This is a genomic window from Pseudomonas sp. OV226 (genome assembly GCF_003148705.1).
Classification (GTDB): Bacteria; Pseudomonadota; Gammaproteobacteria; order Pseudomonadales; family Pseudomonadaceae; genus Aquipseudomonas.
This window is the reverse complement of sequence record NZ_QGGS01000022.1, coordinates 86,725-112,194: the sequence shown is the minus strand read 5'-3', so window position 1 is coordinate 112,194 and position 25,470 is coordinate 86,725. Positions and strand designations below refer to the sequence as shown.

21 protein-coding genes and 1 pseudogene are annotated in these 25,470 nt (G+C 59.4%); 13 read left to right on the top strand and 9 right to left on the bottom strand.

The features are described from left to right. Positions 1-203: 203 nt before the first annotated feature. The 6 genes from recC (at position 204) to C7534_RS26160 (ending at position 11,917) form a co-directional block, all read left to right on the top strand. Positions 204-3,653, top strand: a complete 3,450-nt coding sequence (gene recC / locus C7534_RS26185; RefSeq protein ID WP_109787509.1) for an exodeoxyribonuclease V subunit gamma — start codon at positions 204-206, stop codon at positions 3,651-3,653. Then, entirely contained in the window at positions 3,653-7,345 is a 3,693-nt protein-coding gene (recB, locus tag C7534_RS26180) for an exodeoxyribonuclease V subunit beta (protein WP_109787508.1), read from the top strand. Before recC ends, recB begins: the two co-directional genes overlap by 1 nt. Next, a complete protein-coding gene (gene recD, locus C7534_RS26175) occupies positions 7,342-9,450 on the top strand; it encodes an exodeoxyribonuclease V subunit alpha (RefSeq protein WP_109787507.1) in 2,109 nt (702 codons plus the stop codon). Before recB ends, recD begins: the two co-directional genes overlap by 4 nt. 118 nt (positions 9,451-9,568) lie before the next feature. Then, positions 9,569-10,144, top strand: coding sequence for a YfiR family protein (locus tag C7534_RS26170; protein WP_109787506.1), 576 nt, complete (start codon positions 9,569-9,571; stop codon positions 10,142-10,144). After that, entirely contained in the window at positions 10,141-11,409 is a 1,269-nt protein-coding gene (locus C7534_RS26165; RefSeq protein WP_109787505.1) for a diguanylate cyclase domain-containing protein, read from the top strand. Before C7534_RS26170 ends, C7534_RS26165 begins: the two co-directional genes overlap by 4 nt. A 4-nt stretch (positions 11,410-11,413) precedes the next feature. Then, complete coding sequence (locus C7534_RS26160; protein WP_077430932.1) at positions 11,414-11,917, top strand: OmpA family protein; 504 nt, start codon at positions 11,414-11,416, stop codon at positions 11,915-11,917. On the opposite strand, the pseudogene C7534_RS26155 reads toward C7534_RS26160, so the two are convergent. The 4 genes and pseudogenes from C7534_RS26155 to C7534_RS26135 form a co-directional block, all read right to left on the bottom strand. Next, positions 11,914-12,021 (bottom strand): annotated as a pseudogene (locus C7534_RS26155) (LysR family transcriptional regulator); the annotation flags it as partial. The gene C7534_RS26160 and the pseudogene C7534_RS26155 overlap by 4 nt on opposite strands. A gap of 166 nt (positions 12,022-12,187) precedes the next feature. Next, positions 12,188-12,442, bottom strand: coding sequence for a hypothetical protein (locus tag C7534_RS26150; protein WP_077430930.1), 255 nt, complete (start codon positions 12,440-12,442; stop codon positions 12,188-12,190). A gap of 560 nt (positions 12,443-13,002) precedes the next feature. Further along, positions 13,003-13,293, bottom strand: coding sequence for a hypothetical protein (locus tag C7534_RS26140; RefSeq protein ID WP_109787503.1), 291 nt, complete (start codon positions 13,291-13,293; stop codon positions 13,003-13,005). Between the two features lie 390 nt (positions 13,294-13,683). Beyond that, positions 13,684-14,631 (bottom strand): LysR family transcriptional regulator, encoded by a 948-nt coding sequence (locus C7534_RS26135; protein ID WP_046031845.1) that lies wholly within the window; start codon positions 14,629-14,631, stop codon positions 13,684-13,686. Positions 14,632-14,781: 150 nt separating this feature from the next. Between C7534_RS26135 and C7534_RS26130 the strand changes: the two genes are divergently transcribed. Continuing rightward, positions 14,782-16,308: a CoA-acylating methylmalonate-semialdehyde dehydrogenase gene (locus tag C7534_RS26130; RefSeq protein ID WP_046031846.1), complete on the top strand. Its 1,527-nt coding sequence runs from the start codon at positions 14,782-14,784 to the stop codon at positions 16,306-16,308. 10 nt (positions 16,309-16,318) lie between these two features. Then, the gene (gene mmsB, locus C7534_RS26125) at positions 16,319-17,206 is read left to right on the top strand and encodes a 3-hydroxyisobutyrate dehydrogenase (RefSeq protein ID WP_046031847.1); all 888 of its coding nucleotides are present in this window, start codon (positions 16,319-16,321) and stop codon (positions 17,204-17,206) included. Positions 17,207-17,276: 70 nt separating this feature from the next. Here mmsB and C7534_RS26120 read toward each other — a convergent pair whose 3' ends face one another. From C7534_RS26120 to C7534_RS26105, 4 genes are all read right to left on the bottom strand, one after another. Continuing rightward, positions 17,277-17,621, bottom strand: a complete 345-nt coding sequence (locus C7534_RS26120; protein WP_007946320.1) for a cupin domain-containing protein — start codon at positions 17,619-17,621, stop codon at positions 17,277-17,279. 107 nt (positions 17,622-17,728) lie between these two features. Continuing rightward, positions 17,729-18,100: a MerR family transcriptional regulator gene (locus C7534_RS26115; protein ID WP_109787502.1), complete on the bottom strand. Its 372-nt coding sequence runs from the start codon at positions 18,098-18,100 to the stop codon at positions 17,729-17,731. A 48-nt stretch (positions 18,101-18,148) separates the two neighbouring features. Then, complete coding sequence (locus tag C7534_RS26110) at positions 18,149-18,724, bottom strand: NAD(P)H-dependent oxidoreductase (protein ID WP_109787501.1); 576 nt, start codon at positions 18,722-18,724, stop codon at positions 18,149-18,151. A 45-nt stretch (positions 18,725-18,769) separates the two neighbouring features. Further along, positions 18,770-19,654, bottom strand: coding sequence for a LysR substrate-binding domain-containing protein (locus tag C7534_RS26105; RefSeq protein ID WP_109787500.1), 885 nt, complete (start codon positions 19,652-19,654; stop codon positions 18,770-18,772). Positions 19,655-19,855: 201 nt separating this feature from the next. Between C7534_RS26105 and C7534_RS26100 the strand changes: the two genes are divergently transcribed. Continuing rightward, complete coding sequence (locus C7534_RS26100; RefSeq protein WP_109787499.1) at positions 19,856-20,620, top strand: sulfite exporter TauE/SafE family protein; 765 nt, start codon at positions 19,856-19,858, stop codon at positions 20,618-20,620. Here C7534_RS26100 and C7534_RS26095 read toward each other — a convergent pair. Beyond that, on the bottom strand, positions 20,610-20,924 hold the full coding sequence (locus C7534_RS26095; protein WP_109787498.1) for a putative quinol monooxygenase: 315 nt from the start codon (positions 20,922-20,924) through the stop codon (positions 20,610-20,612). The genes C7534_RS26100 and C7534_RS26095 overlap by 11 nt on opposite strands. 162 nt (positions 20,925-21,086) lie before the next feature. Between C7534_RS26095 and C7534_RS26090 the strand changes: the two genes are divergently transcribed. The 4 genes from C7534_RS26090 to C7534_RS26075 all read left to right on the top strand — a co-directional run bounded on the left by C7534_RS26090 (position 21,087) and on the right by C7534_RS26075 (position 25,301). Beyond that, a complete protein-coding gene (locus tag C7534_RS26090) occupies positions 21,087-21,677 on the top strand; it encodes an NAD(P)H-dependent oxidoreductase (RefSeq protein WP_046031853.1) in 591 nt (196 codons plus the stop codon). Between the two features lie 57 nt (positions 21,678-21,734). After that, positions 21,735-22,646: a LysR family transcriptional regulator gene (locus tag C7534_RS26085; protein ID WP_046031854.1), complete on the top strand. Its 912-nt coding sequence runs from the start codon at positions 21,735-21,737 to the stop codon at positions 22,644-22,646. A gap of 103 nt (positions 22,647-22,749) precedes the next feature. Beyond that, positions 22,750-23,643, top strand: coding sequence for an NAD-dependent epimerase/dehydratase family protein (locus C7534_RS26080; protein ID WP_109787497.1), 894 nt, complete (start codon positions 22,750-22,752; stop codon positions 23,641-23,643). A 212-nt stretch (positions 23,644-23,855) separates the two neighbouring features. Beyond that, on the top strand, positions 23,856-25,301 hold the full coding sequence (locus C7534_RS26075) for a SulP family inorganic anion transporter (protein ID WP_046031856.1): 1,446 nt from the start codon (positions 23,856-23,858) through the stop codon (positions 25,299-25,301). Positions 25,302-25,470: the final 169 nt, after the last annotated feature.

The window sequence follows — 25,470 nt, the reverse complement described above, 5'->3', positions numbered from 1 at the left end:
CCGATGGTAGTGTGGGGTTTCCCCATGTGAGAGTAGGTCATCGTCAAGATTAAATTCCGAAACCCCAATTGCGAAAGCAGTTGGGGTTTTGTTTTGCCCGCAGGAAAGTTCGTACAGCATTACCGGACAGCTCCCGGCTGTCACCGTCTCCCGACAATGCTAAGGTTCGGTCCTAGCGTTTGTATTTTCCCAAGGAAGCCTTTATGCCGGACGCCACGTCCCTCAATGCTGCTTTTATGGTGGTTCAAAGCAACAGCCTGAATGAACTGCGCAGCCTGGTGATCAGCGTCATGCGGCGATATCCGCTGGCTCCCTTGGAAAATGAAATTGCCCTGGTGCAGAGCAATGGCATTGCGCAATGGCTTAAGTTGGCACTGGCCGAAGACCCGGAAGAGGATGACCTGGGCGGCTGTGGTATTGCAGCCGCCATCGACGTGCAGTTACCCGGCAGCTTCATGTGGCAACTCTATCGCATGGTCCTCGGACGGGATGAAATCCCGGTCAAATCGTTGCTCGATAAAGCCCCACTGACCTGGCGTCTGATGCGGCTACTTCCGCAACTGATCAACCAACCGCACTTCGAGCCGCTGCAGCGCTTCCTGACCCACGACACTGATCTGCGCAAGCGCTACCAGTTGTCTGAACGACTGGCGGATCTGTTTGACCAATACCAGGTCTATCGAGCCGACTGGCTCGAAGACTGGGCAGAAGGCCGTCACCAACTACGCAACGGCAGAGGCGAAGCCAAACCCCTGGCCCCGGCGAACTGCTGGCAAGCGGAATTATGGCGTGCGCTATTGCTGGATGTGGGTGAGGAAGGCATGGCGCAAAGCCGAGCCGGTGTTCATCAGCGGTTTATCGAACGCATCAACAGCCTGGACGTCGCACCCAGCGGATTGCCTTCGCGGGTGATCGTTTTCGGGATTTCCTCTCTACCGGCTCAAGCCCTCGAAGCGCTCGCCGGGCTGGCCCGTTTCAGTCAGGTTCTGCTGTGCGTACATAACCCATGTCGTCACCATTGGGCCGACATCGTCGCCGATAAAGACCTGCTGCGGCATCAATACAAACGCCAGGCCCGCAAGAGCGGAATGCCGGTTGTGCTCGACCCGCAAACGCTCCACCAGCATGCCCATCCGCTGTTGGCTGCCTGGGGTAAACAGGGGCGCGACTACATCAATCTTCTCGACAGTTACGACGACCCCAATAGCTATAGTTCGGCATTTCGTGATGGGCGCATCGACCTGTTCAGCGACAATCAGCCACAGAACATGCTCAACCAATTGCAGGACGATATTCTCGAACTACGTCCCCTGAACGAAACGCGCGCGTGTTGGCCAGCCGTCGATCTGGAGCAGGACGAATCAATCCGTTTTCACATCGCACACAGTGCTCAACGTGAAGTAGAAATTCTCCATGATCAGTTGCTGGCACGCTTCAGCGCTGACCCTGACTTAAGGCCCCGCGACATCATCGTGATGGTCCCGGACATCGACAGTTACGCACCGCATATTCGAGCAGTGTTCGGTCAACTTGACCGACAGGATCCACGCTTCATTCCGTTCACGCTCGCGGACCAAGGCCAGCGTGGCCGCGATCCGCTGCTGATTGCTGTCGAACACCTGCTCAAGCTCCCCGATAGCCGTTTCCCTGTCAGCGAGATCCTCGACTTGCTGGACGTTCCAGCGCTACGTGCCCGCTTTGGCGTCGTGGAGCGTGACCTGCCAACGCTGCATCGCTGGATCGAAGGGGCTGGCATCCGCTGGGGAATGAATGCCGAACAGCGTGCGGGTTTGGGATTGCCTGAAGCGCTGGAGCAAAACAGTTGGCGATTCGGCCTGCGCCGGATGCTGCTGGGTTATGCCGTGGGCAACGCCAATGCATGCGAAGGCATCGAGCCTTATGACGAAATTGGCGGCCTGGATGCCGCACTCATTGGGCCGTTGGTGGCGCTGCTGGATGCGCTGGAAATCGCCCACCAGGAACTGGCTCAACCTGCACCGCCCAAAGAGTGGGGCGTGCGCTTGCAAGCACTGGTGCAGCTGTTCTTCCAGGCAAGCAATGAGCACGACGACTACTTGCTGGCCCAGCTCGAAGAACTGCGTGAAACCTGGCTCGACACCTGCGATTCCGTAGGTTTACACGACGAATTGCCGTTAACCGTCGTTCGCGAAGCCTGGCTGGCGGGACTGGATCAGGGCCGTCTGTCTCAGCGTTTTCTGGCGGGTGCCGTCAACTTCTGTACCTTGATGCCCATGCGTGCGATCCCGTTCAAACGGGTTTGTCTGCTTGGCATGAATGACGGGGACTATCCCCGCGCGCAACCGCCGCTGGATTTCGATCTCATGGGCAGTGATTACCGCCCTGGCGATCGATCCCGCCGCGAAGATGACCGCTATCTTCTGCTGGAGGCGCTGCTGTCGGCGCGCGATCAGCTCTACATCAGCTGGGTTGGCCGCAGCATTCGCGACAACAGTGAGCGCCCGGCCTCAGTCCTGATTGGCCAGTTACGTGACCATCTCGCCAGCGGCTGGCGACTGCGCAATGAAGGCGAGAACCTGCTGAAGGCCATGACTCAGGAGCACCCTTTGCAACCCTTCAGCGCTCGCTACTTTCATGAAGGTGACGCGCTGTTCAGCTACGCCAATGAGTGGCAAGTTCTTCATCAGGTCACTGACCAAACGGCCGGTGCCGAAGTGTTGGAGGCCTACGCGCAGGAGGAGCCACTCAGCCTTGGTCAATTGCAGGATTTCCTGCGCAATCCCGTGCGACATTTTTTCAGCCAGCGGCTCAAGGTGTTCTTCGAGGCGGCTGAAGTGCCCTTGGCCGATGAAGAACCCTTCGTTCTCGATGCGCTGCAACGCTATAGCCTCAGCGACAGCTTGCTGGCTGCTGCTTTAGGGAAAATTGATCAAGCCGATCAGGCACTTGAAGATCAGGCAAAACGCTTGCAAAACAGCGGACTACTGCCCATGGCTGGTTTCGGCGAATGTCTGCAGCGTGAATTGATCGAACCGCTGCCGAATCTGCTGCAACGCTATCAACAGCTCCTGGCGCTATGGCCGACACCGCTTGCCAGTGCTCTGCCGGTGGCGCTTGAGTTGGAAGGACTGCGTCTGGAAGGTTGGCTCAGTGGTCTGCATCAACGAGCAGACGGCGGATTGCTCTCGGTCACGACCATCCCCAACAGCATTGGCTCAGTCAAGAACCGTAAATGGCACCGCTTGACGCGGCCTTGGGTCAATCATCTGGTGGCCTGCGCCAGCGGCATACCGATATCTACCGCACTGGTCGCCAGCGACGACAGCCTGCTGCTGGAACCGCTGGAGAAGGGCGCAGCACTTCAAACGCTGGGACACCTCCTGCAAGCCTGGCGTGCGGGTATGCGTCAGCCACTGCCAATTGCAGTCAAAACAGCTTTCGCCTGGCTTGGCCAGACCGATCCGCTGAAAGCCGACGCCGCTGCACGTAAAGCCTATGAAGGCGATGGCCAGACCACTGACGGTGAACGCCGTGAAACCCCTGCACTCCCCCGGCAGTTTGCTGACTTCGATGCGCTGATTGCTGACGAAACGTTCCCCGACTGGTGCAACGCCTTGTACAAACCGATGCTTGAAGCCCCCTGGCGTTCATTGACCAGCGAGGAGGCTCGTTGATGACCACAAAAACACCATTGGCCCTGGCATTCCCACTGCGCGGCAGCCAACTGATCGAAGCCAGCGCCGGGACCGGCAAGACCTTCACCATTTCCGCGCTTTATCTGCGCCTCGTCCTTGGCCACGGTGGTGAGGCGAGCGGTTTCGGGCGTGAATTGTTACCGCCGCAAATCCTTGTTGTGACATTCACTGATGCCGCCACCAAAGAGTTGCGTGAACGTATCCGCACTCGCCTGGCCGAGGCCGCGCGGTTTTTCCGCGATGAGACGAAGGCGCCGGATAGCCTCATTTCTGATTTGCGTGAGCAGTACCTGCCCGAACAATGGTCCGGCTGCGCAAACCGTCTGGACATCGCCGCGCAATGGATGGATGAGGCTGCCGTCTCGACCATTCACAGCTGGTGTCAGCGCATGCTGCGCGAACATGCGTTCGACAGCGGCAGCCTGTTTACCCAGACCCTGGAAACCGATCACAGCGATTTGCTGGGCGAAGTCCTGCGCGATTACTGGCGCTTGTTCTGTTACCCGATGCAAGGCGATGCGTTGAATTGGGTGCGTAGCAATTGGGGCGGTCCGGCGGCGTTGCTGCCGCGGGTGCGAGGGTTGTTTGCCAGTGAGCGTGACCGAGTTGAAGATAAAGAGCCTGCCGAGCTGATCAGCGAATGCTTGCAGGAGCGGCGAGTCGCCTTGCTCGAACTCAAGAAGCCTTGGTGCCAATGGGCGGACGAGCTGCTTGTCATTTGTCACCAGGGCGTGGCGAGCAAGAGCGTCGACGGTCGAAAGATGCAGGCGCGCTATTTCGAACCCTGGTTCGAAAAAATCAAAGCCTGGGCCGAAGATGAATCCCTTGAGCAACTGGATATCAGCACCGGCTTCACTCGCCTGACACCTGATGGCATGGACGAAGCCTGGAAGGGCGAAGCGCCTCGCCATCCAGGATTGGACGCGATGGCCGGCCTCAAGGCCAGCCTTGACGAACTGCCAACCCCCGATGCTGCCGTTTTGCAGCATGCCGCTCACTGGGTCGGAGCACGTTTCGAGGAAGAAAAGCGTCGCCGCGCAGAGATGGGTTTCGATGACATGCTGCTGCGCCTGGATGCGGCCTTGCAGTCCGAGGGCGGCGAGCGCCTGGCAACCTTGATTCGCGAGCAGTTCCCTGTCGCATTGATCGACGAGTTTCAGGACACCGACCCGGTGCAATACCGGATCTTCGAAAGCATCTATCGCATCGAAGACAACAATCCAGAGAGTGGTCTGTTCCTGATCGGCGATCCGAAGCAGGCGATCTATGCGTTCCGTGGCGCCGACATCTACACCTACCTGCGCGCCCGTCAGGCCACCACCGGTCGACTGCATACACTGGGCACCAACTTCCGCTCCAGCCATGGCATGGTCAGCGCGGTGAACCATGTGTTCGAGCGTGCCGAGTCTCGTGAACTGGGGCGCGGCGCGTTTCTGTTTCGGGAAAAAAACGGCGAAAATCCTGTGCCGTTCCAGCCCGTTCAATCCCAGGGGCGCGACGAGGTTCTGCACGTGGAAGGCCAGGTGGTCCCGGCCCTGAACATCTGGCATCTATCCGCAGATCAGCCTCTGTCGGGTGCTGTGTACCGGCAGAAACTGGCCGCTGCGTGCGCCAGTGAAATCACTGCATTGCTCAACGCAGGACAACAAGGGCGAGCGGGTTTCACCGAGGATGGCAAGGACTTCAGAGGCCTGCTGCCAGCGGACATCGCAATCCTCGTGCGCGATGGCAAGGAAGCTCAAGCGGTGCGCGGCGAACTGTCGGCGCGCGGTGTGCGCAGCGTCTATCTGTCGGACAAGGACTCGGTATTCGCCGCACAAGAAGCTCACGATGTGCTGACCTGGCTCAAGGCCTGTGCGGAGCCCGATGCCGAGCGGCCACTGCGAGCCGCGCTGGCCTGCATCACGCTGGATCTGTCGCTGGCCGAACTGGAGCGATTGAATCAGGACGAACTGGCCTGGGAAGCCCGGGTCATGCAGTTTCGTGGGTATCGCGAACTCTGGCGCAAGCAAGGTGTGCTGCCGATGCTGCGACGCCTGCTGCATGACTTCCAGTTACCCCAGGCATTGATCGCGCGCAGCGACGGGGAGCGAGTACTGACCAACCTGCTGCACCTGTTCGAATTGCTGCAGCAGGCAGCGGCCGAGCTCGATGGCGAGCAAGCGCTGATTCGTCATTTGTCCGAGCATCTGGCGTTGTCCGGCCAGGCCGGTGAAGAGCAAATCCTGCGACTGGAGAGCGACGAGCAATTGGTCAAGGTCGTGACCATCCACAAGTCCAAGGGCCTTGAGTATCCCTTGGTGTTTCTGCCCTTCATTTGTTCGGCGAAACCGGTGGATGGCAGCCGTTTGCCGCTGCATTACCACGACGCAGACGGCAAGGCTCAAGTGACGTTGAAGCCGACAGCCGAATTGATTGCCCTGGCCGATGACGAGCGTCTGGCCGAGGACCTGCGATTGCTTTATGTCGCCCTGACCCGCGCGCAACACGCGTGCTGGCTCGGCGTGGCGGATCTCAAACGCGGCAACAACAACAGCTCGGTGCTGCACTTGTCAGCGTTGGGTTACTTGTTGGGAGGTGGGTTGCCTTTAGCCGAGTCGGCAGGCTTGAAGCGCTGGCTGGAAGACGTGCAACAGGATTGCCCGGCGCTGATTTACGCTGAAATGCCCGACGCCACAGATGGGCTCTTCGATCCGCCGCAGAACCAGGCGACGTTGCTCGCACTGCGCATCCCCAAACGCAAGGCCAGTGAAAACTGGTGGATTGCCTCCTACAGTGCCTTGCGCATTGGCGACAGTTTGAGTGTGGGCAGTGACGAAGCCCCGGAGAGCCCGCAGGCGCAAAAGCTCTTCGACGACGAACGCCTCGATCCGCAAGCACCACGAGAAGTGATGGCCGGTGGCGGTGATATCCACCGATTCCCCCGTGGCCCGAATCCCGGCACCTTTCTCCATGGCTTGCTGGAATGGGCCGGTGACGAAGGTTTTGCCGCTGCCCCGCAAGCCGTCGAAGACGCCATTGCCCGCCGTTGCAACCGCCGTGGCTGGGAAGGCTGGATCACCACGCTGAGCGATTGGCTGCAACATTTGCTCAAGTCCCCGCTGCACCTCGGCGACGGGCAGGCACCGGTCATCTTCGAGCAATTGACCCAGTACCGCGTCGAGATGGAGTTCTGGTTCGCCAGCCATAAAGTCGACGTGCTCAAACTGGATGAGTTGGTGCGTCAGCACACCCACAACGGCGTCGCCCGAGTGGCTGCCGAACCGGTCACGCTCAACGGCATGTTCAAGGGCTTTATCGACCTCACCTTCGAGCACGAGGGGCGCTACTACGTCGCCGACTACAAATCCAACTGGCTGGGCGTTGATGACGCGGCCTATACCGAACAGGCCATGGAGCAGTCGATTCTCGATAACCGCTATGACCTGCAATACGTGTTGTACCTGTTGGCCTTGCACCGGCAACTCAAGGCACGTCTTGTCGACTATGACTACGATCGGCATGTTGGCGGGGCGCTCTATCTGTTCTTGCGTGGCACGCGTGCCGCCAGCCAAGGCGTGTATTTCGCCCGTCCACCCAAAGCACTGATCGAGCAACTGGACCGAATGTTCCAGGGCAAGCCAGAACCCAAGGCCGCCGAACCCGCCTGGGAACAGGGAGTACTGCTATGACCCGTACCTTCGCCGATTTGCTGCCCACGCCCTTGGCGGCCGAAAGCCTGGCGGACCTGGCACCGTTGAGTCGTGCCGATGACCTGTTGCTGTTGCTGACGCGCTGGGTTGAACGGGGCTGGTTGCGAGCGTTGGACAAGGCCTTCGTCGCCTTCCTTCATGAACTCGCTCCCGACGATGATCCATTGGTGCTGCTCGCTGCCGCCCTGACCAGTCACCAACTGGGCCACGGTCATGTGTGCCTGGATGTGTTCGAAACATTGAAAGAACCGGATTTCGCCCTGTCGCTGCCCCCTGAAGGTGATCTACACGGTGGCGCGATGGTGTTGCCGTCGCAATTGCTTGAAGCGCTGGACGGTGCCCATTGGTGCAAGGTTCTGGCCTCCAGCCCGCTGGTGGCCCTGGCGGCTGACAGTCGTGAAGCGGCGCAATCGCGGCCCTTGGTTTTATCGGGCAAGCGTCTGTACCTGCGCCGCTACTGGACTTACGAACGACGCATCGACGATGCCCTGCGCCTGCGCCTGGCTGAACAGGAAACAACGCCGAATGATTTGCCCCTGCACCTGACCGGTTTGTTCGGCTCAGCCAAAACCGGTGACGTGATCGACTGGCAGAAACTCGCTTGCGCCCTGGCGACGCGCAGTGCGTTCAGTATCGTCACCGGCGGCCCGGGAACCGGCAAGACCACCACCGTGGTGCGTTTGCTGGCGTTGCTCCAGGCGCCCGCCGTGGAGGCTGGCAAACCGCTGCGCATCCGCCTGGCGGCACCCACCGGCAAAGCGGCGGCCCGACTGACGGAGTCCATCAGCCAACAGGTTCGTACCCTGGAAGTCGTCGAATCGGTTCGCGGCCAGATCCCGTCTGAGGTCACCACGGTGCACCGTTTGCTGGGCAGTCGACCCGGCACGCGACACTTCCGCCACCATGCCGGTAATCGCTTGCCTCTGGATGTGCTGGTGGTGGACGAAGCGTCGATGATCGACCTGGAAATGATGGCCAACCTGCTGGATGCGATGCCGGCTCACGCGCGGCTGGTGTTGTTGGGGGACAAGGATCAACTGGCATCGGTGGAGGCCGGTGCGGTGCTGGGCGATTTGTGCCGGGATGCCGAGGCCGGTTGGTACAGCCCGCAGACACGCCAATGGCTGGAAGCGGTCAGTGGCGAAAACCTGGACACCAGTGGTTTGCAGGCCGACACCCAAGGCACTCATCCATTGGCCCAGCAAGTCGTGATGCTGCGCCACTCGCGCCGGTTCGGCGAGGGCAGCGGCATTGGGCAACTGGCGCGCTGGGTCAATCAGCAACAACCCGAACAAGCCCGCACATTACTGGCGGCTCGAAGCCACGACGACGTGTTTTCCCTCTCGCTCAAAGGGGAGCACGATCGGGCGTTGGAGCGTTTGTTGCTCGAAGGACATGGCGACGGACCACAAGGTTATCGCCACTACTTGAGCCTTCTTCTCAATCAGCGGCCAGCGCTCGACAGCACGCTCGACGATCCGCGCTGGACCGAGTGGGCGCGTGAGGTGTTGCAAGCCTTCGATGCATTCCAGTTGCTGTGTGCCGTGCGCAAAGGCCCATGGGGCGTGGAAGGTTTGAATCAGCGAGTGACCGCCGCGTTGCTCAAGGCCGGGCTGATCGACAGTGATCAGCAGTGGTACGAAGGGCGACCGGTGTTGATGACCCGTAATGACTATGGCTTGGGGTTGATGAACGGTGACATCGGCATCGCCCTCAAACTGCCGGAGCGTGACGGGCCTGAGGCGGGGAAACAGGTTCTGCGTGTAGCGTTTCCGCGAAATGATGGTCAGGGCGGCGTGCGGTTTGTTCTGCCGAGCCGGCTCAATGATGTCGAAACTGTCTACGCCATGACCGTGCACAAATCCCAGGGCTCGGAATTTGCCCACACTGCGCTGATTCTGCCGGACGCCCTGAACCCGGTGCTCACCAAGGAGCTGATCTACACCGGGATTACCCGGGCCAAGCACTGGTTCACCTTGATCGAGCCTCGCGCCGGCGTATTTGAAGAGGCTGTTCGACGCAAGGTCAAGCGCTTGAGCGGGTTGATGCTGGAGCTGGAAGAAGGGGGTACACCGAGCGATTGAGGCGCGAGTTCCCGGCGCCAAAAAACCGTCCAAAGCACCGTAGTACGCGGCCTCGCGGGTGTTTCATCGCTATGCTATCGTGCGACATTATTTCGCTATGATCGAAGAGAATCACTGCATGAAGGTGGCTGCCTGGACGACAGGACGCGTCATTGGCGGCAAGCAAGTGTTGCTCGCTGGCCTACTCTGCTGGCTGTCCGGCGCCGTTTTTGCGCAGTCGCAAACGCCGGCGAGCATGGCTGACCAGCGTGCCCAATCGGTCACTCAAGTGGTGCTCGGCATTCTCAGTTACGCCCGCTGGCCCGTCGAACCTGCGCAACTGCGTTTGTGCGTGGTCGGCCCCACTGAATACACCGACGATCTGGTCAAAGGCACGACCCAGGCCACTGGCCGATCCGTCACCGTGCAACGCCTGCTGGCCGACAATCCGTCGATTGTCGGGGAGTGCGATGCGGTGTACATCGGCAAACTGATCGCTGATGAGCGCACTCGGCTGTTCGCCTCGTTGATCGGGCATCCGGTGCTGAGCATCAGCGAAAGTGACGATCAATGCACCGTCGGCAGTCTGTTTTGCATGCGGGTCAGCGATGATCAAGTGTCCTTCGAGGTCAATCTCGACTCCGTCGCCCGCAGTGGCGTGCGCATTCACCCCAGTGTGTTGCAGCTGTCGCGCCGCAAGTCGGTAGCACCATGAGCCTGTTCAAACCCGATACTCGCCCAACCTTGCGTTCGGTCATCGGTCGCGGGCATCTGGTCGTAGCGCTGGTCGGCGTGGCCATGGCCAGTGTGTCGCTGACCCTGCTGGGCGTCTTGGCGTTGCGGGTCTATGCCGACCACAACCTGCACCTCATTGCGCGTTCGATCAATTACACCGTTGAAGCCGCCGTGGTGTTCAACGACAAAGCCGCCGCGACGGAAGCGCTGGCGATGATCGCATCCACCGAGGAAGTCGCCGATGCCCAGGTGCTTGACGCAAAAGGGCAGTTGCTGGCGCGCTGGCAGCGTTCGGAAAGCGGATTGCTCTCCGACCTCGAATCACAGATTGGCAAGATCATTCTGGAAAAGCCCATCGGTATGCCGATTGTTCATCAAGGCCGCGAAATCGGCAGCATCCAGCTCATAGGGCATGGCTACAGTCTGATGCGCTTTCTGCTCAGTGGTCTGGTGGGCATTGTCCTGTGTACGGCGATCAGTGCCTGGGTGGCACTGTATCTGGCGCGGCGGCAACTTCGCGGGATTACCGGTCCGCTGCGAAGCCTCGCCGCCGTTGCTCACGCCGCCCGCAGCGAGCGTGCATTCGACCGTCGTGTACCGCCCGCCGCCATCGCCGAACTGGACAATCTGGGCAACGACTTCAATGCCTTGCTCGACGAGTTGGAATCCTGGCAGACCCACCTGCAAAACGAGAACGAAACCCTGGCGCGCCAGGCCAACCATGACAGCCTCACCGGATTGCCCAATCGGGCCTTTTTCGAAGGCCGCCTGATTCGTGCGTTGCGCAACGCCAACAAACTCAACGAGCGGGTGGCGGTGCTGTTTCTCGACAGCGACCGGTTCAAGCAGATCAACGACAACTTCGGTCATGCGGCCGGTGATGCGGTATTGACGGCGGTAGCGACCCGCGTGCGTGCACAACTTCGCGAAGATGACCTGGTGGCGCGGCTGGGTGGCGATGAGTTTGCCGTGCTGCTGTCGCCGCTGCACAAGACCGAAGACGCCGAACGGATTGCCGACAAGATTCTCGCCAGCATGGAACTGCCGATCCCGTTGCCGGGCAACACCCAAGTGCTGACCTCGCTCAGTATCGGCATCGCCGTTTACCCGGATCATGGCCTCACACCGGGCACTCTGCTCCACGCCGCCGACGCGGCCATGTACCAAGCCAAGCGCGTCTCTCGTGGCGCGCAACACACGGCAGGGTCGGAGCATCCTGTCGCCGATGATCAAACCAGGAGCTGACTTCTTGTTCTCGATGACCCCGCGTTCCCTGCGATTTTTCGCGATGACTGTGTTCATGGCCTTGCTGGCATTGACCGGCTGCCAGACGGCCCCGCAAAAGGGCCTGACGCCGGCGCAAATTGCCGTGCTGAAACAGCAAGGTTTTGAACTGACCGAGGAAGGCTGGGCATTTGGTCTGTCCGGCAAAGTCCTGTTCGGCAGTGACGACGACAGCCTGAACCCTGCCAGTACCGAAATCGTCGAACGCATTGGCAAGGCGTTGCTGGGTGTTGGCATCGAGCGCGTGCGGGTCGATGGCCACACCGATGCGTCAGGCAAAGAGGCCTATAACGAAAAGCTTTCCCTGCGCCGGGCAAAAAGTGTCGGCAAGGTGCTGACCACCGTCGGCATGCAAGAACAGAACATCCAGTTGCGCGGTTTCGGCAGCAGCGAACCGGTGGCGTCTAACGACAGCACAACAGGCCGCACCGAGAACCGCCGAGTGTCGATCGTGGTGAGCGCCGACTAGTCGGCGAACAACATTTCCCGACTTTCCCCCATCAACAGCCGCTGATTCTGCTCAGTGACCGAACGGATGTAATCCCACAACAGGGTAATCCGCTTCAACTTGCGCCATGGGAATAGTATCGTCCGGGGAAATAATATTAAAAATCGGAGGCGCCTCCACTTTACGCAGGTAGTGTCGTTTTTGGTCTGAAAAAATTGGACGAGTTATCTGTCTTATAGGAGTTGGCGCTACTTTCAGTAGTGCCCTCTGCCCAAGCAGCCATTAGATAGCTCATTCATCGTCATCGTCATCCGATGAGATAGTCCCACTGCCACCTTGAACGAACGACTGACATCCTTCGTTGAATGATTGAGACGGTGTGCTACAGGAATCCTCATCAACAATCCCCTTTTCTTCGGCCCAGTCATACCCCGCTTGATGCCCTGAGCAGTCATCCGTGCATTCGTAGTCGTCAAACGTATCTGCAGATGCAATTGTGCTATTTAGCATCGATACAAGCAGCGCCATTGCATACAACGTTTTCATCGTCAACCTCGCTGTGAATTGTCAAACCAGTAAAGCAACTCCATAACTACCTGCTATCACGAGGTTTAGTGCCGTATTTTCCGGTGTACGGATTCATATTCCCTCTAGTGCTGTAGTTGTTGTTTCTAGTGGAGTCTGGATTTGTAGCATGGGAGGGTTGGACATACGTTCCATTACTTCGCGTATATCCACTGACGGTATGATCAGAGCGACTTCCATAGGAATAACTAGATTTGTACGAAGATTGCCCGCCATAACTACTGCCACGAGCATATACATTTCCGGAAAGTGCTACTGCTGTAGCCACAATTACCAAAAACAACGTCTTTCTCATACAGTCTTCCTTTTTATGGGGGGTGGCTCAACGGCATCACTCCGAAGAGTTTGCGTGAGAAAAACTCGCTGGAGTACATTCAAGTAACGCACAACGTAGGCATGTCCTGTGGGCAGGGGTCTATATCTCACTTGCACGAAAAGCGTGAAGAAGATCGCCACTCCCCTCTCAAGCCCGATGTCTCTTACGAGTCAGCTGCGGCAGACTTCGCCGGGCCAGCTCCGAACTAACGGCTCGAAAGCGTTTTAGTCGTTGAGGAGGATAAATTTTCGTCGAGATTATCGATGGATTGGAGCAAGCGTTTATTGATAACTATCATTCGCTCTTGATTCTCAATGATCTTGGACAAGGCCATCCAGAACCCGCACGTAAAGCAGGCGCCAATGAAAATACCTACACCAATCAGAACACCATAAGGTCCCTGTCCGGAAAACGTGGAAAACGCACCCACAATTAGGGCCAGGACGACCAACAGACTCGAAAGGAAATCGAGCGTTCTGATAACCATGTCTTTCATGATTTTTCTCCTTGGACGCACTTTAAATATGGCTTAAAGATAGGAGTTCATCTCACAGCCATGCTCCAGCCTCATAAAGCACGGTTATGGAGCGAGCCGGTAAATAGCTGGGCTTGCCGCGTAGAACGTATGAGGAGTTTATAGGCGAGGGGAGTTCCAGCCTTTCATTTGGCGACAGCGCTTTAGCACTTCATGACAATCCATGACCTTTCATCTGGATTTGCGTATAGCGTTTCTTGAGTCAGATTTTACGTGGTAGCCATGCCTCTCTCCGGACGTACCGATCTGTCGTCAGCGGTGTTACAAGTTGCGTATCAACCGCTGTTACAAAGCATTGGTAAAGGACTGCTGGCCTCGTGACGATTTCGATACCTGATTCCTTGAAAATCCTCAGTCGGCGAACAACATTTCCCGACTTTCCCCCATCAACAACCCTTGGTTCTGCTCGGTTACAGCGCGGATGTAATCCCACAACAGGGTAATCCGCTTGAGCTTCCTCAGGTCCTCGCGGCAGTACATCCAGAACTGCCGCGTAATGTTGATCTCTTGCGGCAACACCGGCAGTAATCGTGAGTCCTGCGCCGCCAGGAAGCACGGCAGGATGGCCAGCGAGCGTCCCTGCTGCGCCGCCACGAATTGCGCGATCACGCTGGTGCTGCGCAGATTGGCGCTGGCGCCGGGCAGTACGTTTGCCAGGTACAACAGCTCCGAGCTGAACGCCAAATCGTCGACATAACTAATGAATGAATGCTTGCCCAGGTCTGCCGGGCGGCGGATCGGTGGGTGTTTGTCGAGATACTCCTGGGTTGCGTACAGCTGCAACCGGTAGTCGCAGAGTTTGCAGCAGACATATGGCCCGTGTTCCGGGCGCTCCAGGGCGATGACGATGTCCGCTTCGCGCTTGGACAGGCTGATGAAGTGTGGCAGCGGCAGGATGTCGACGGAGATGGCCGGGTAGGCGTCGACGAAATGGCTCAGTTGCGGGGTGATGAAAAAGCTGCCGAACCCTTCCGTGCAGCCCATGCGTACGTGCCCGGAAAGCGCGACTCCCGATCCTGAAACCTGCTCGCAGGCCATGTGCAGCGTGCTTTCGATCGACTCGGCGTAACCCAGCAATCGCTGGCCTTCTGCGGTCAGGACAAAACCGCTGGTCCGGGATTTCTCGAACAGCAACGTCCCCAATGAAGCTTCCAGCGAACTGATTCGTCGCGACACGGTGGTGTAGTCCACCGCCAGGCGCTTGGCCGCGGTGCTGGCCTTGCGGGTGCGGGCGACTTCGAGGAAAAACTTCAGGTCGTCCCAGTTCAGCGAGCCTAGCGAGGTGATGTTTTTTTGCATGATGGACCGGCTTTTATGTGCGTTCTTATTAGAAGTTTGCACATCTATACTCCAAAAACAGCTCCACAACCAATTCGCGGCACACGCCTCATCTCAAGGCGACTTACTCGCCTTGGCTCCCAAGATAAAAACAAGCATCCGGAGACCCACATGAACGCATCGCTCACGCCTAACGAAACCACCGTGCAGAAGGTCAAGCTGTTGATCGACGGCCAGTGGGTCGAATCGAAGTCCACCGAGTGGCACGACATCGTCAACCCTGCGACCCAGCAAGTGCTGGCCAAGGTTCCGTTTGCAACCACCGAAGAAGTCGATGCCGCCATCAGCGCCGCCCATCGTGCTTTCCAGACCTGGAAACTGACCCCGATCGGCGCGCGGATGCGCATCATGCTCAAGCTCCAGGCATTGATTCGCGAACACTCCAAGCGTATTGCCGTGGTCCTCAGTGCCGAGCAGGGCAAAACCATCGCCGACGCTGAAGGCGACATTTTCCGCGGCCTGGAAGTGGTCGAGCACGCCTGCTCCATCGGCAGCCTTCAGATGGGCGAATTTGCCGAGAACGTGGCCGGCGGTGTCGACACCTACACCCTGCGTCAACCCATCGGTGTCTGCGCCGGCATCACCCCGTTCAACTTCCCGGCGATGATTCCGTTGTGGATGTTCCCGATGGCCATCGCCTGCGGCAACACCTTCGTGCTCAAACCGTCCGAACAGGACCCGATGTCGACCATGCTCCTGGTGGAACTGGCGATCGAGGCCGGCGTTCCGGCGGGCGTGCTTAACGTCGTGCATGGCGGCAAGGACGTGGTGGACGCGCTCTGCACGCACAAAGACATCAAGGCTGTGTCCTTCGTCGGTTCGACCGCCGTCGGTACGCACGTCTACGACCTGGCCGGCAAACACGGCAAACGCGTGCAATCGATGATGGGCGCGAAGAACCACGCCGTGGTGCTGCCGGACGCCAATCGCGAGCAAGCGCTGAACGCACTGGTCGGCGCCGGTTTCGGTGCCGCCGGTCAACGCTGCATGGCCACCTCCGTGGTGGTGTTGGTCGGCGCGGCCAAGCAATGGCTGCCGGATCTGAAAGCGCTGGCGCAGAAGCTGACTGTGAATGCGGGCAGCGAGCCGGGCACCGACGTGGGGCCGGTTATTTCGAAAAAAGCCAAGGCGCGGATTCTCGATCTGATCGAAAGCGGCATCAAGGAAGGCGCCAAGCTGGAGCTGGACGGTCGCGAGATCACGGTACCGGGTTACGAAAAGGGCAACTTTGTCGGCCCAACCTTGTTCTCCGGCGTGACCACCGACATGCAGATCTACACCCAGGAAATCTTCGGCCCGGTGCTGGTCGTACTGGAAGTGAATACGCTCGACGAAGCCATTGCGCTGGTCAACGCCAACCCGTTCGGCAACGGCACGGGCCTGTTCACCCAGAGCGGTGCGGCGGCGCGTAAATTCCAGAACGAAATCGACGTCGGCCAGGTCGGCATCAACATCCCGATTCCGGTGCCGGTCCCGTTCTTCAGCTTTACCGGTTCGCGCGGCTCCAAACTCGGCGACCTCGGCCCGTATGGCAAGCAAGTGGTGCAGTTCTACACTCAGACCAAGACCGTCACCAGCCGCTGGTTCGATGACGACAGCGTCAACGACGGTGTGAACACCACCATCAACTTGCGTTAAGGAGCCGGACATGAAAATCGCTTTTATCGGTCTCGGCAACATGGGCGCCCCGATGGCGCGCAACCTGATCAAGGCCGGCCACGCGCTGCGCCTGGTCGACCTGAACAAAACCGTGCTGGCTGAACTTGAGCAGTTGGGCGGCAGCATCAGCGCTTCGGCGCGTGAAGCGGCACAAGGTGCAGAACTGGTGATCACCATGCTGCCCGCCGCTGTGCATGTTCGCAGTGTGTGGCTGGGTGAAGACGGCGTTCTCGCCGGTATCGGCCAAGGCGTACCGGCCGTGGATTGCAGCACCATTGATCCACAGACCGCGCGTGATGTGGCCGCCGCCGCAGCCAAGCAAGGCGTGGCCATGGCCGATGCGCCCGTCTCTGGCGGCACCGGCGGTGCGGCGGCCGGCACGCTGACGTTTATGGTCGGCGCCACCCCGGAACTGTTCGCCACCCTGCAACCGGTGTTGGCGCAGATGGGCCGCAACATCGTCCATTGCGGTGAAGTCGGCACCGGGCAAATCGCCAAGATCTGCAACAACCTGCTGCTGGCGATTTCCATGGTCGGCGTCAGCGAAGCCATGGCGCTGGGTGATGCACTGGGGATCGACACGACCGTCCTGGCCGGGATCATCAACAGCTCGACCGGGCGTTGCTGGAGCTCGGAAATGTACAACCCGTGGCCGGGCATCGTTGAAACAGCGCCGGCCTCGCGCGGTTATACCGGTGGCTTCGGTGCCGAACTGATGCTCAAGGATTTGGGACTGGCCACGGAAGCGGCCCGTCAGGCGCATCAACCGGTGGTGCTCGGCGCAGTGGCCCAGCAGTTGTATCAGGCGATGAGTCAGCGTGGGGAAGGTGGTAAAGACTTCTCGGCGATCATCAACAGCTATCGCAAACCGCAATAATCGCTTAACAGGTACTGCATGCCCTCATTGACCGGGAGATCACGTCGGGTGATCCCCCGGTTTTTTTGCATCAGGCAAACACGAAATACTTGCGCACGGTTTCAACCACTTCCCACGTGCCTTTCATCCCCGGCTCGATGACGAAAATATCGCCGGCGCGCAGATGGATCGGCTCTTTGCCTTCCGGGGTGATGATGCAGTAGCCCTCGCGGAAATCGCAGTATTCCCACTTCACATATTCCACATACCACTTGCCCGGCGTGCAGATCCAGGTGCCCATGATCTTGCTGCCGTCTTCGCTGGTGTAGGCGTTGAGGTTGACGGTGTGCGGGTCACCTTCGAGTTTTTCCCATTTGCAGGCGTCTAGTACCGGCAGTGGATGAGTATCGCGAAGGACGGTAATCGGTGCGGTCATGATGACTCCGGGCAGTGGGCTCAAGAACTGAAGTCGCACCCTATAGCCCCCATGCACCGGTCAGTTGTCTGAACTCGACATCCAGGTGTCCAGAAACGCGCAACACCTCAAAGACTTTCCAATGGGCAATCGGCCCTGGATTGTTCGAGGCTGGCGTCGAACGCGATCAATTGTGCGTGCTGGTGCGACAGCACGGTTATTCGCTCATTGATCTCGCGCTTTTTGGCATCGATGGCCTGACGCGCCAGTTCCCACGGCATTGACTGACCCTGATGGCCGGCGAAGATCGCCTGCAATTCCTTGAGCCTGAAACCCAGTTGTTGGGCGCACTTGATAAAAATCAGCAGGTCGACACTTTGCTGGTCATAGACGCGGTATTTCCCTAAGCGCCGGGCCTCAGGCAGCAAGCCGATCGACTCGTAATGGCGGATGCTCTTGATCGTGGTGCCGGAGCGTTGCGCGGCTTGGCCGATGTACATGAAAAATCCTTTTTTGCCGTGGTACAGCCCCGCGCATTATCGGCAGACTCAGCGACTGGCGATAGCCTGGGCTTGCAGCAGCCAGGCTTCACGCTGGACTGCGCTGGCGCCGAGAATCGGGCCGAAGGTGAGTGTGCGCCTGGGTTCGATACCGCAGAAGGCGAGGGTGGTTTTGCGGATCTGATGCAGCCCGGGCATGCGATACACCCAACGGTAATACCAGGGTGGCGTGTCCATGGTCACCAACAAATGCGCGCTGCGACCCCGCAACAATTTGTCGGGAAAGGCTTTGCCTTCACGGTACTTGAAAGCGAAACCGGGCAGGAACACTCGATCAAAAAAGCCCTTGAGCAAGGCCGGAATCCCGCCCCACCAGATTGGATAAACCAGCGTCAGATGCTGCGCCCACAGGATGTCGGCCTGCGCCTGACGCAAGTCGGCTTCCAGAGGTTGAACCTGTTGATAGCCATCACGTAGCACCGGGTCAAAGTCCATTGTGCCGAGAAACAACTGGCGGACTTCATGCCCGGCGCGCAACGCCGATTGAGCATATCGCTCGGCGAGTGCAGCGCAAAAGCTGTTGCTGGAAGGATGACCGAGAATCACCAGAATTCGTTTGCCCATCGTCTCTGTCCTTGAAGATGAAACCTCAAGGGTAAAGTCTGCCCCTCAGGGGAGAGTCAAGGTATGCAGAAGGGCTCTGGCATAACCGGGCAGCGTGGCAAAGTCCCGGGCACAGAGCAGGAGTTTGCGTTGGGCCCAGGGTTCTTGCAGTGCGATGCTCTGGAAAGGCTGTTCGCCGGACCAGCGCTCGACGGCTGCGAGGGGCACGATCGCCAGCCCCGCGCCCCGGGCGACCATGCGCATGACGCCATCAAAACCGTCGGCACGGATGCGGATTTTCAGGCGTACGCCAGCGTGCAGCGCTTGTGCTTCGAGGTACACGGCCAAGGCACTGCTGGCGTTCAGTCCTACGAAATCATGGTGCAGGGTGTCGCCGAAACTCAGGGATTCGCGGTCCGCCAACGGATGATCGCGGGGCAGCAGCAATACCAGTGGATCGTCGCGAAACGCACGGGTTTGCAGGTCATCGGTTTCCACGGCGTCGGAGACGATACCCAAGTCAGCCGCACCTTGACGCAAGGCGTGAGTGATGCGCGCACTGGGGAGTTCTTGAAGGTCGATGTCGAGATTCGGATGCTCGTGCAGGAAGTCCGCGAGCAACTCCGGCAGGTACTCGGTGATCGCCGTGGTGTTGCACAGCAACCGCACCTGGCCTTTGACCCCTTTGGCGTACTCGGCCAGATCCTGTTGCATGAGTTCGGCCTGTTGCAGCAGGGCTCGGGCGTGTTTGACCAAGGCTTTACCCGCCGACGTGGGCGTGACGCCGCGCCGGCCACGCTGCAGGAATTCGATACCGAGCGAAGCCTCCATGGCGCGGATTCTTGCACTCGCGGCTGCCAGCGACAGATGACTGCGCGCGGCGCCGGCGGTGATGTTGCCGCTGTCGAGGATGTTCAGGTAGAGGCGCAGGTCGGTCAGGTCGAAGTGCATGTTTTATCCCAAGATCGTTCCCACGCTCTGCGTGGGAATGCCTCACTGGACGCTTTGCGTCCGCTTCGGCAGGTGACGCGGAGCGTCACGGGCTGCATTCCCACGCAGAGCGTGGGAACGATCACTGCCTCTTGCTTGGCAAGAGGCTGACTCAGTATATGGCAGATTTTCAACTGACTCGCCCGGGCTCAGGATAGCCCCATGAATACACTCGCCGCGTTCTACCAAAACCTCGGGCTTGCCCTTTCTTTACTGGTCATCGCCACCTTCCTGCTGGCCGGCATGATCAAGGGCGTCATCGGCCTCGGCTTGCCCACCATCGCCATGGGCCTTCTCGGTCTGGCTATGGCACCGTCGCAGGCTGCCGCACTGCTGATCATTCCCGCCACGCTCACCAATGTCTGGCAACTGGCGTTCGGCGGGCATTTGCGCGGGCTGATCAAACGGCTATGGCCGCTGTTGCTGTCGATCTTCATCGGCACGGGGGCGGGCACGCTGTGGATCGGCATGGCTGGAGGGCATTGGGTGGTGCGGGGCTTGGGGGCTGCGTTGTTGCTGTACGCGCTGAGCGGCTTGTTCCTGCCAACCTTGCGCGTGGGCAGTCGCAGCGAACGTTGGCTCGGTCCGCTGTGTGGCGTGCTGACAGGCGTCATCACCTCGGCCACCGGTGTCTTCGTGATTCCCGCTGTGCCTTATCTGCAAGCGCTCGGCTTGAGCAAGGACGAACTGGTGCAGGCACTGGGTTTGTCGTTCACCGTTTCGACCCTCGCGCTGGCCGCGGGCCTGTTATGGCGCGGCACTCTGGACGGTGGTGAATTGAGCGCCTCGTTGCTGGCGCTGATCCCGGCAGTGCTCGGTATGTGGCTGGGCCAATGGCTGCGTCAGCGGATCAGCGCTTCGTTATTCAAGCGTGTGTTCTTCATCGGCCTCGGTGTGCTCGGCGGCCATTTGTTGATCAGTGGTTAGCCGACGACGGGCTGAGCATGTCGATGGCGCGGATATCGAAATCCCGTTCCAGGTACTCATCGCGCTGGTCGAGGAACTGCTTCATGTGCGGCAGATTCGAGTGCACATCAAGGTGGGCCTGGGACTGCCAGATCTCGTAGAAGATAAACAGCGTCGGGTCCTGTTTGTCGCGCAGCATGTGGTACTCGATGCAACCGGGCTCGGCGCGGCTCGCTTCCACATAGCCACGGAAAAACGCTTCGAAGGCGTCGGATTTTTCCGGGCGGGTCTTGGCGTGCAGGATGAAACCTTGCATTTCACTCATCAGAAGTCTCTTCAAGTTAAGAATCGTCGCAAGTTTATGGCAACAATCGCCTGTTGATTCGTGCGTATGAGTCAAATGAATTTTGCGAATTCAGCGCTTATTCCGCGCGGGGTCAGCCGTTAACCTGCCGCCATCAAATTTCTGAACCTTTCGAGATTTCTCATGAAAAAAGTCCTGTTGCTCAATGGCGGTAAAAAATTCGCCCACTCCGATGGCCGCTACAACACCACCCTGCATGAAGCTGCACTGAGCGTGCTGGATCGCGGCGGCATGGATATCAAAACCACCTTCATCGACGAGGGTTACGACATCGCCGATGAAGTCGCCAAATTCCTCTGGGCCGACGTGATCATTTATCAAATGCCCGGCTGGTGGATGGGCGCGCCGTGGACCGTGAAAAAGTACCTCGACGAAGTCTTCACCGAAGGCCATGGCAGCCTCTACGCCAGCGACGGCCGCACCCGTTCCGACGCGTCGCAAAAGTACGGCAGCGGCGGCCTGATTCAAGGCAAGCAATACATGCTGTCGCTGACTTGGAACGCACCTCAACAAGCGTTCGATGACCCGAGCGATTTCTTCGAAGGCAAAGGGGTGGACGCGGTGTACTTCCCGTTCCACAAGGCCAACGAGTTTCTCGGCATGACTGGCCTGCCGACTTTCCTGAGCGTCGACGTGATGAAACGCCCGAACATCGAAGCCGATGTGGCGCGCTATGAGCAGCATTTGACCGAGGTGTTCGGCCTGCCGGCGTAAGGTTCCTTTTGCCCCGCATCCAGCTACTATCAAGCCAGTTTTGAATGAGGGGCATCCGTGAAAGCCAGATCCGATGAGTTGCAGATTTTTGTCTGCGTGATTGAGTGCGGGTCTATCTCCGCTGCGGCTGAACAGGTCGGGCAAACGCCCTCGGCGGTCAGTCGCACGTTGTCACGGCTGGAGGCCAAGCTCGATACCACGTTGATCAATCGCACCACGCGGCGCATGGACCTGACCGAGGAGGGCAAGTACTTCTTCGAGCACGCCAAGCGGATTCTCGATCAGATGGACGAGCTTGAAGAACGCCTCAACTCACGCCAGCAAACCCCGTCCGGGCGGCTGCGGATCAATGCCGCCTCACCGTTCATGCTGCACGCCATCGTGCCGTACATCGACGAATTCCGCCGGCTCTACCCGGACATCCAGCTGGAACTCAACAGTAACGACCTGATCATCGATCTGCTGGAACAAAGCACCGACATCGCCATCCGCATCGGCACCCTGACCGACTCCACGTTGCATGCCCGTTCCCTGGGGTGCAGCCCGTTGCATATCGTCGCCAGCCCGGCGTACCTGGAGCAGCACGGTACGCCGCAGGCAGTTGCGGATTTGAGTGAGCACACGCTACTGGGGTTTACCCAGAATGAAGGCCTCAATCAGTGGCCGCTGCGTTATGTGCATGGCGATCGCTGGCCGATACAGGCGTCGATCAGCGCTTCCAGCGGCGAGACCATTCGCCACCTGGCGCTGGAAGGCCAGGGCATCGCCAGCCTGTCGCACTACATGACCATCGAAGACATTCGTGCCGGGCGTTTGAAAGTGCTGCTGGCCGAATTCAACAGCGGCTATCGCCAGCCGATCAACGCGGTGTACTACCGCAACTCGCAACTGGCCTTGCGGATTCAGTGTTTCCTGGACTTTATCCAAAGCAAATTGGCGGAGTACGCGAACTCGGATTTCAAGGGCTGATTCGTGATTCCTGCGCAAGAGTGAATTGGGTCAGAGGGGATTATTCGTCAGTGATCCCTGCTGGATACTCGTTGCATCACTTATCCACGCAGGGAGTTTCTCCATGAACGTATTCGTTACCGGTGCTGCCGGTTTTATCGGCGGTTCCATCGCCACCGGTCTGATCCGTGCCGGCCACACCGTCACCGGCCTGGTGCGCAGCGCTGAACAAGCCAATGAACTGAGCGCCTTGGGCATCACCCCAGTGATCGGCACGCTCGACGACAACGCCCTGCTCGCCGAACAGGCTCGCACTGCCGACGCCGTTATCAACGCCGCCAGCAGCGACCATCGTGGCGCCGTCGAGGCGTTGCTCAACGCCCTGCGTGGCTCCAACAAAGTGTTCCTGCACACCAGCGGTTCGAGCATCGTCGGCGATGCGTCGGGCGGCAAATCAAGTGACGTCATCTACTTCGAAGACAACTTGCCGGAACCGACCGCCGACAAGGCTGCCCGCGTGGCCATCGACAACCTGATCCTCGCCGCGGCGAACGACGGCGTGAACTCGGCCGTGATCTGCAACACCCTGATCTACGGCCACAGCCTGGGTGTCAGTCGCGACAGCGTGCAACTGCCGCGCTTGCTCAAACAGGCGCGCAAAAGTGGCGTGGTCCGGCATGTCGGCCCGGGGCAGAACATCTGGTCCAACGTGCACATCGAAGACGTGGTGTCCCTGTATCTGTTGGCGTTGACCAAGAACGTACCGGGCATGTTCTACTTCGTTGAAAGCGGTGAAGCGTCGTTCATCGACATGACCACCGCGATGGCCGGGGCGCTGAAGTTGGGGGCGGCGCAAGACTGGCCGCTCAAAGATGCCGAAGCCGAGTGGGGGTATGAGATGGCCAACTACGGTTTGGGTTCCAACAGCCGGGTGCGTGGTCAAAAGGCGCGTGAACTGCTGGGCTGGGTGCCGCAGCGGACGTCGGTGATTGACTGGATTCGTGACGAGATGGTGTGAGTTCGCCTTAAACCGCGTCATCGTTCATCGCGGGCAAGCCATGCTCCTACAGGGTACTGAGCCGTTCACGTCATTGGCGAACGACACCAGACCTGTAGGAGCATGGCTTGCCCGCGATGACATTTTCAGCAATGCGACAACTGGCCGGGCCGGCCTCGATTCCGTAACATCCGCACACTAATTTTTGTCATTCCCAAGTGCGGTCCCCTCCGATGAAACCCAAACGTCTACGCGCCGATGTCCTGGCCGGGCTCACCACGTCTTTTGCCTTGCTCCCCGAGTGCATCGCCTTCGCGCTGGTCGCGCATCTCAACCCGCTGATGGGGCTTTACGGGGCGTTCATCATTTGCACCCTGACCGCGCTGTTCGGCGGGCGGCCGGGGATGGTCTCGGGGGCTGCCGGATCGATGGCCGTGGTGATCGTGGCACTGGTGGTGCAACACGGCGTGCAGTATTTGCTGGCCACGGTGCTGCTGGGTGGGTTGATCATGTTGGCGTTCGGGCTGCTGAAGTTGGGCAAACTGGTGCGCATGGTCCCGCACCCGGTGATGCTCGGTTTCGTCAACGGCCTGGCGATCATCATTGCCCTGGCGCAGCTGGAGCATTTCAAAAGCGGAGAGACCTGGCTCAGCGGCACGCCGCTGTCCTTGATGACGGGGCTGGTGGCCGTGACGATGGCCATTGTTTATCTGCTGCCGCGCCTCACGCGTGCCGTGCCGCCGGCACTGGTGGCGATTCTGAGCGTGGGCCTGGCGGTGTATCTGCTGGGCTTGCCGACCCGCACGCTGGGTGACATGGCGCACATCGCCGGTGGCCTGCCGACCTTTGCGCTGCCAGACATTCCCTGGAGCCTGGAAACCCTGCGCATCATCGCCCCCTACGCGATATTGATGGCGCTGGTCGGCCTGCTGGAAACCCTGCTGACCCTGAACCTGACCGACGAAATCACCGAGAGCCGTGGCTTCCCGGATCGCGAGTGCGTGGCGCTGGGCGCGGCCAACATGGTCTCGGGCGTGTTCGGTGGCATGGGTGGCTGCGCGATGATCGGCCAGACCGTGATCAACCTCAGCTCCGGTGGGCGCGGCCGGCTGTCGGGCGTGGTGGCCGGGGTTCTGATTCTGCTGTTCATCCTGTTTCTTTCGCCGCTGATCGAGCGTATCCCGCTGGCGGCGCTGGTCGGGGTGATGTTTGTGGTGTCCCAGCAGACGTTCGCCTGGGCCTCGCTGCGGGTGGTGAACAAAGTGCCGTTGAACGACGTGCTGGTGATCATCGCGGTGACGGTCATCACCGTGTTCACCGATCTGGCCACCGCCGTGATGTGCGGGATCATCATCGCGGCGCTCAACTTTGCCTGGCAGCAGGCTCGGCAGCTGTACGCCGACAGTCATCTGGAGAACGACGGCAGCAAACTCTACCGGGTGCATGGCACGCTGTTCTTTGCCTCGACGACCCCTTTCCTCAATCAATTCGATCCGGCCAATGATCCTGCCCAGGTCACGCTCGATTGCCGTCATTTGAGCTTCGTTGATTACTCGGCCATCTCCGCGCTGGATACGCTGCGCGAACGCTACACCAAGGCCGGCAAGCACCTGCGCGTGCTGCACGTGTCGGAGCGTTGCAAAAAACTGCTGAAACGCGCCCGCGTGAGTCACGACTGACGTCCAGCCACGGCAGTCGAGATCGTTCCCACGCTCTGCGTGGGAATGCCTCACCGGACGCTCCGCGTCCACTTTGGGACGCAGAGCGTCCCTGGCTGCATTCCCACGCGGAGCGTAGGAACGATCAGCGTGAAGGGATGAAAATCCGCCTGCCCGATTTTCATAATCC

Bases quoted from the DNA above. Each gene is read 5' to 3' on its own strand.
- recC (WP_109787509.1), top strand. From the start codon at position 204: ATGCCGGACGCCACGTCCCTCAATGCTGCTTTTATGGTGGTTCAAAGC.
- recB (WP_109787508.1), top strand. From the start codon at position 3,653: ATGACCACAAAAACACCATTGGCCCTGGCATTCCCACTGCGCGGCAGC.
- recD (WP_109787507.1), top strand. From the start codon at position 7,342: ATGACCCGTACCTTCGCCGATTTGCTGCCCACGCCCTTGGCGGCCGAA.
- C7534_RS26170 (WP_109787506.1), top strand. From the start codon at position 9,569: ATGAAGGTGGCTGCCTGGACGACAGGACGCGTCATTGGCGGCAAGCAA.
- C7534_RS26165 (WP_109787505.1), top strand. From the start codon at position 10,141: ATGAGCCTGTTCAAACCCGATACTCGCCCAACCTTGCGTTCGGTCATC.
- C7534_RS26150 (WP_077430930.1), bottom strand. From the start codon at position 12,442: ATGAAAACGTTGTATGCAATGGCGCTGCTTGTATCGATGCTAAATAGC.
- C7534_RS26140 (WP_109787503.1), bottom strand. From the start codon at position 13,293: ATGAAAGACATGGTTATCAGAACGCTCGATTTCCTTTCGAGTCTGTTG.
- C7534_RS26135 (WP_046031845.1), bottom strand. From the start codon at position 14,631: ATGCAAAAAAACATCACCTCGCTAGGCTCGCTGAACTGGGACGACCTG.
- C7534_RS26130 (WP_046031846.1), top strand. From the start codon at position 14,782: ATGAACGCATCGCTCACGCCTAACGAAACCACCGTGCAGAAGGTCAAG.
- mmsB (WP_046031847.1), top strand. From the start codon at position 16,319: ATGAAAATCGCTTTTATCGGTCTCGGCAACATGGGCGCCCCGATGGCG.
- C7534_RS26120 (WP_007946320.1), bottom strand. From the start codon at position 17,621: ATGACCGCACCGATTACCGTCCTTCGCGATACTCATCCACTGCCGGTA.
- C7534_RS26115 (WP_109787502.1), bottom strand. From the start codon at position 18,100: ATGTACATCGGCCAAGCCGCGCAACGCTCCGGCACCACGATCAAGAGC.
- C7534_RS26110 (WP_109787501.1), bottom strand. From the start codon at position 18,724: ATGGGCAAACGAATTCTGGTGATTCTCGGTCATCCTTCCAGCAACAGC.
- C7534_RS26105 (WP_109787500.1), bottom strand. From the start codon at position 19,654: ATGCACTTCGACCTGACCGACCTGCGCCTCTACCTGAACATCCTCGAC.
- C7534_RS26100 (WP_109787499.1), top strand. From the start codon at position 19,856: ATGAATACACTCGCCGCGTTCTACCAAAACCTCGGGCTTGCCCTTTCT.
- C7534_RS26095 (WP_109787498.1), bottom strand. From the start codon at position 20,924: ATGAGTGAAATGCAAGGTTTCATCCTGCACGCCAAGACCCGCCCGGAA.
- C7534_RS26090 (WP_046031853.1), top strand. From the start codon at position 21,087: ATGAAAAAAGTCCTGTTGCTCAATGGCGGTAAAAAATTCGCCCACTCC.
- C7534_RS26080 (WP_109787497.1), top strand. From the start codon at position 22,750: ATGAACGTATTCGTTACCGGTGCTGCCGGTTTTATCGGCGGTTCCATC.
- C7534_RS26075 (WP_046031856.1), top strand. From the start codon at position 23,856: ATGAAACCCAAACGTCTACGCGCCGATGTCCTGGCCGGGCTCACCACG.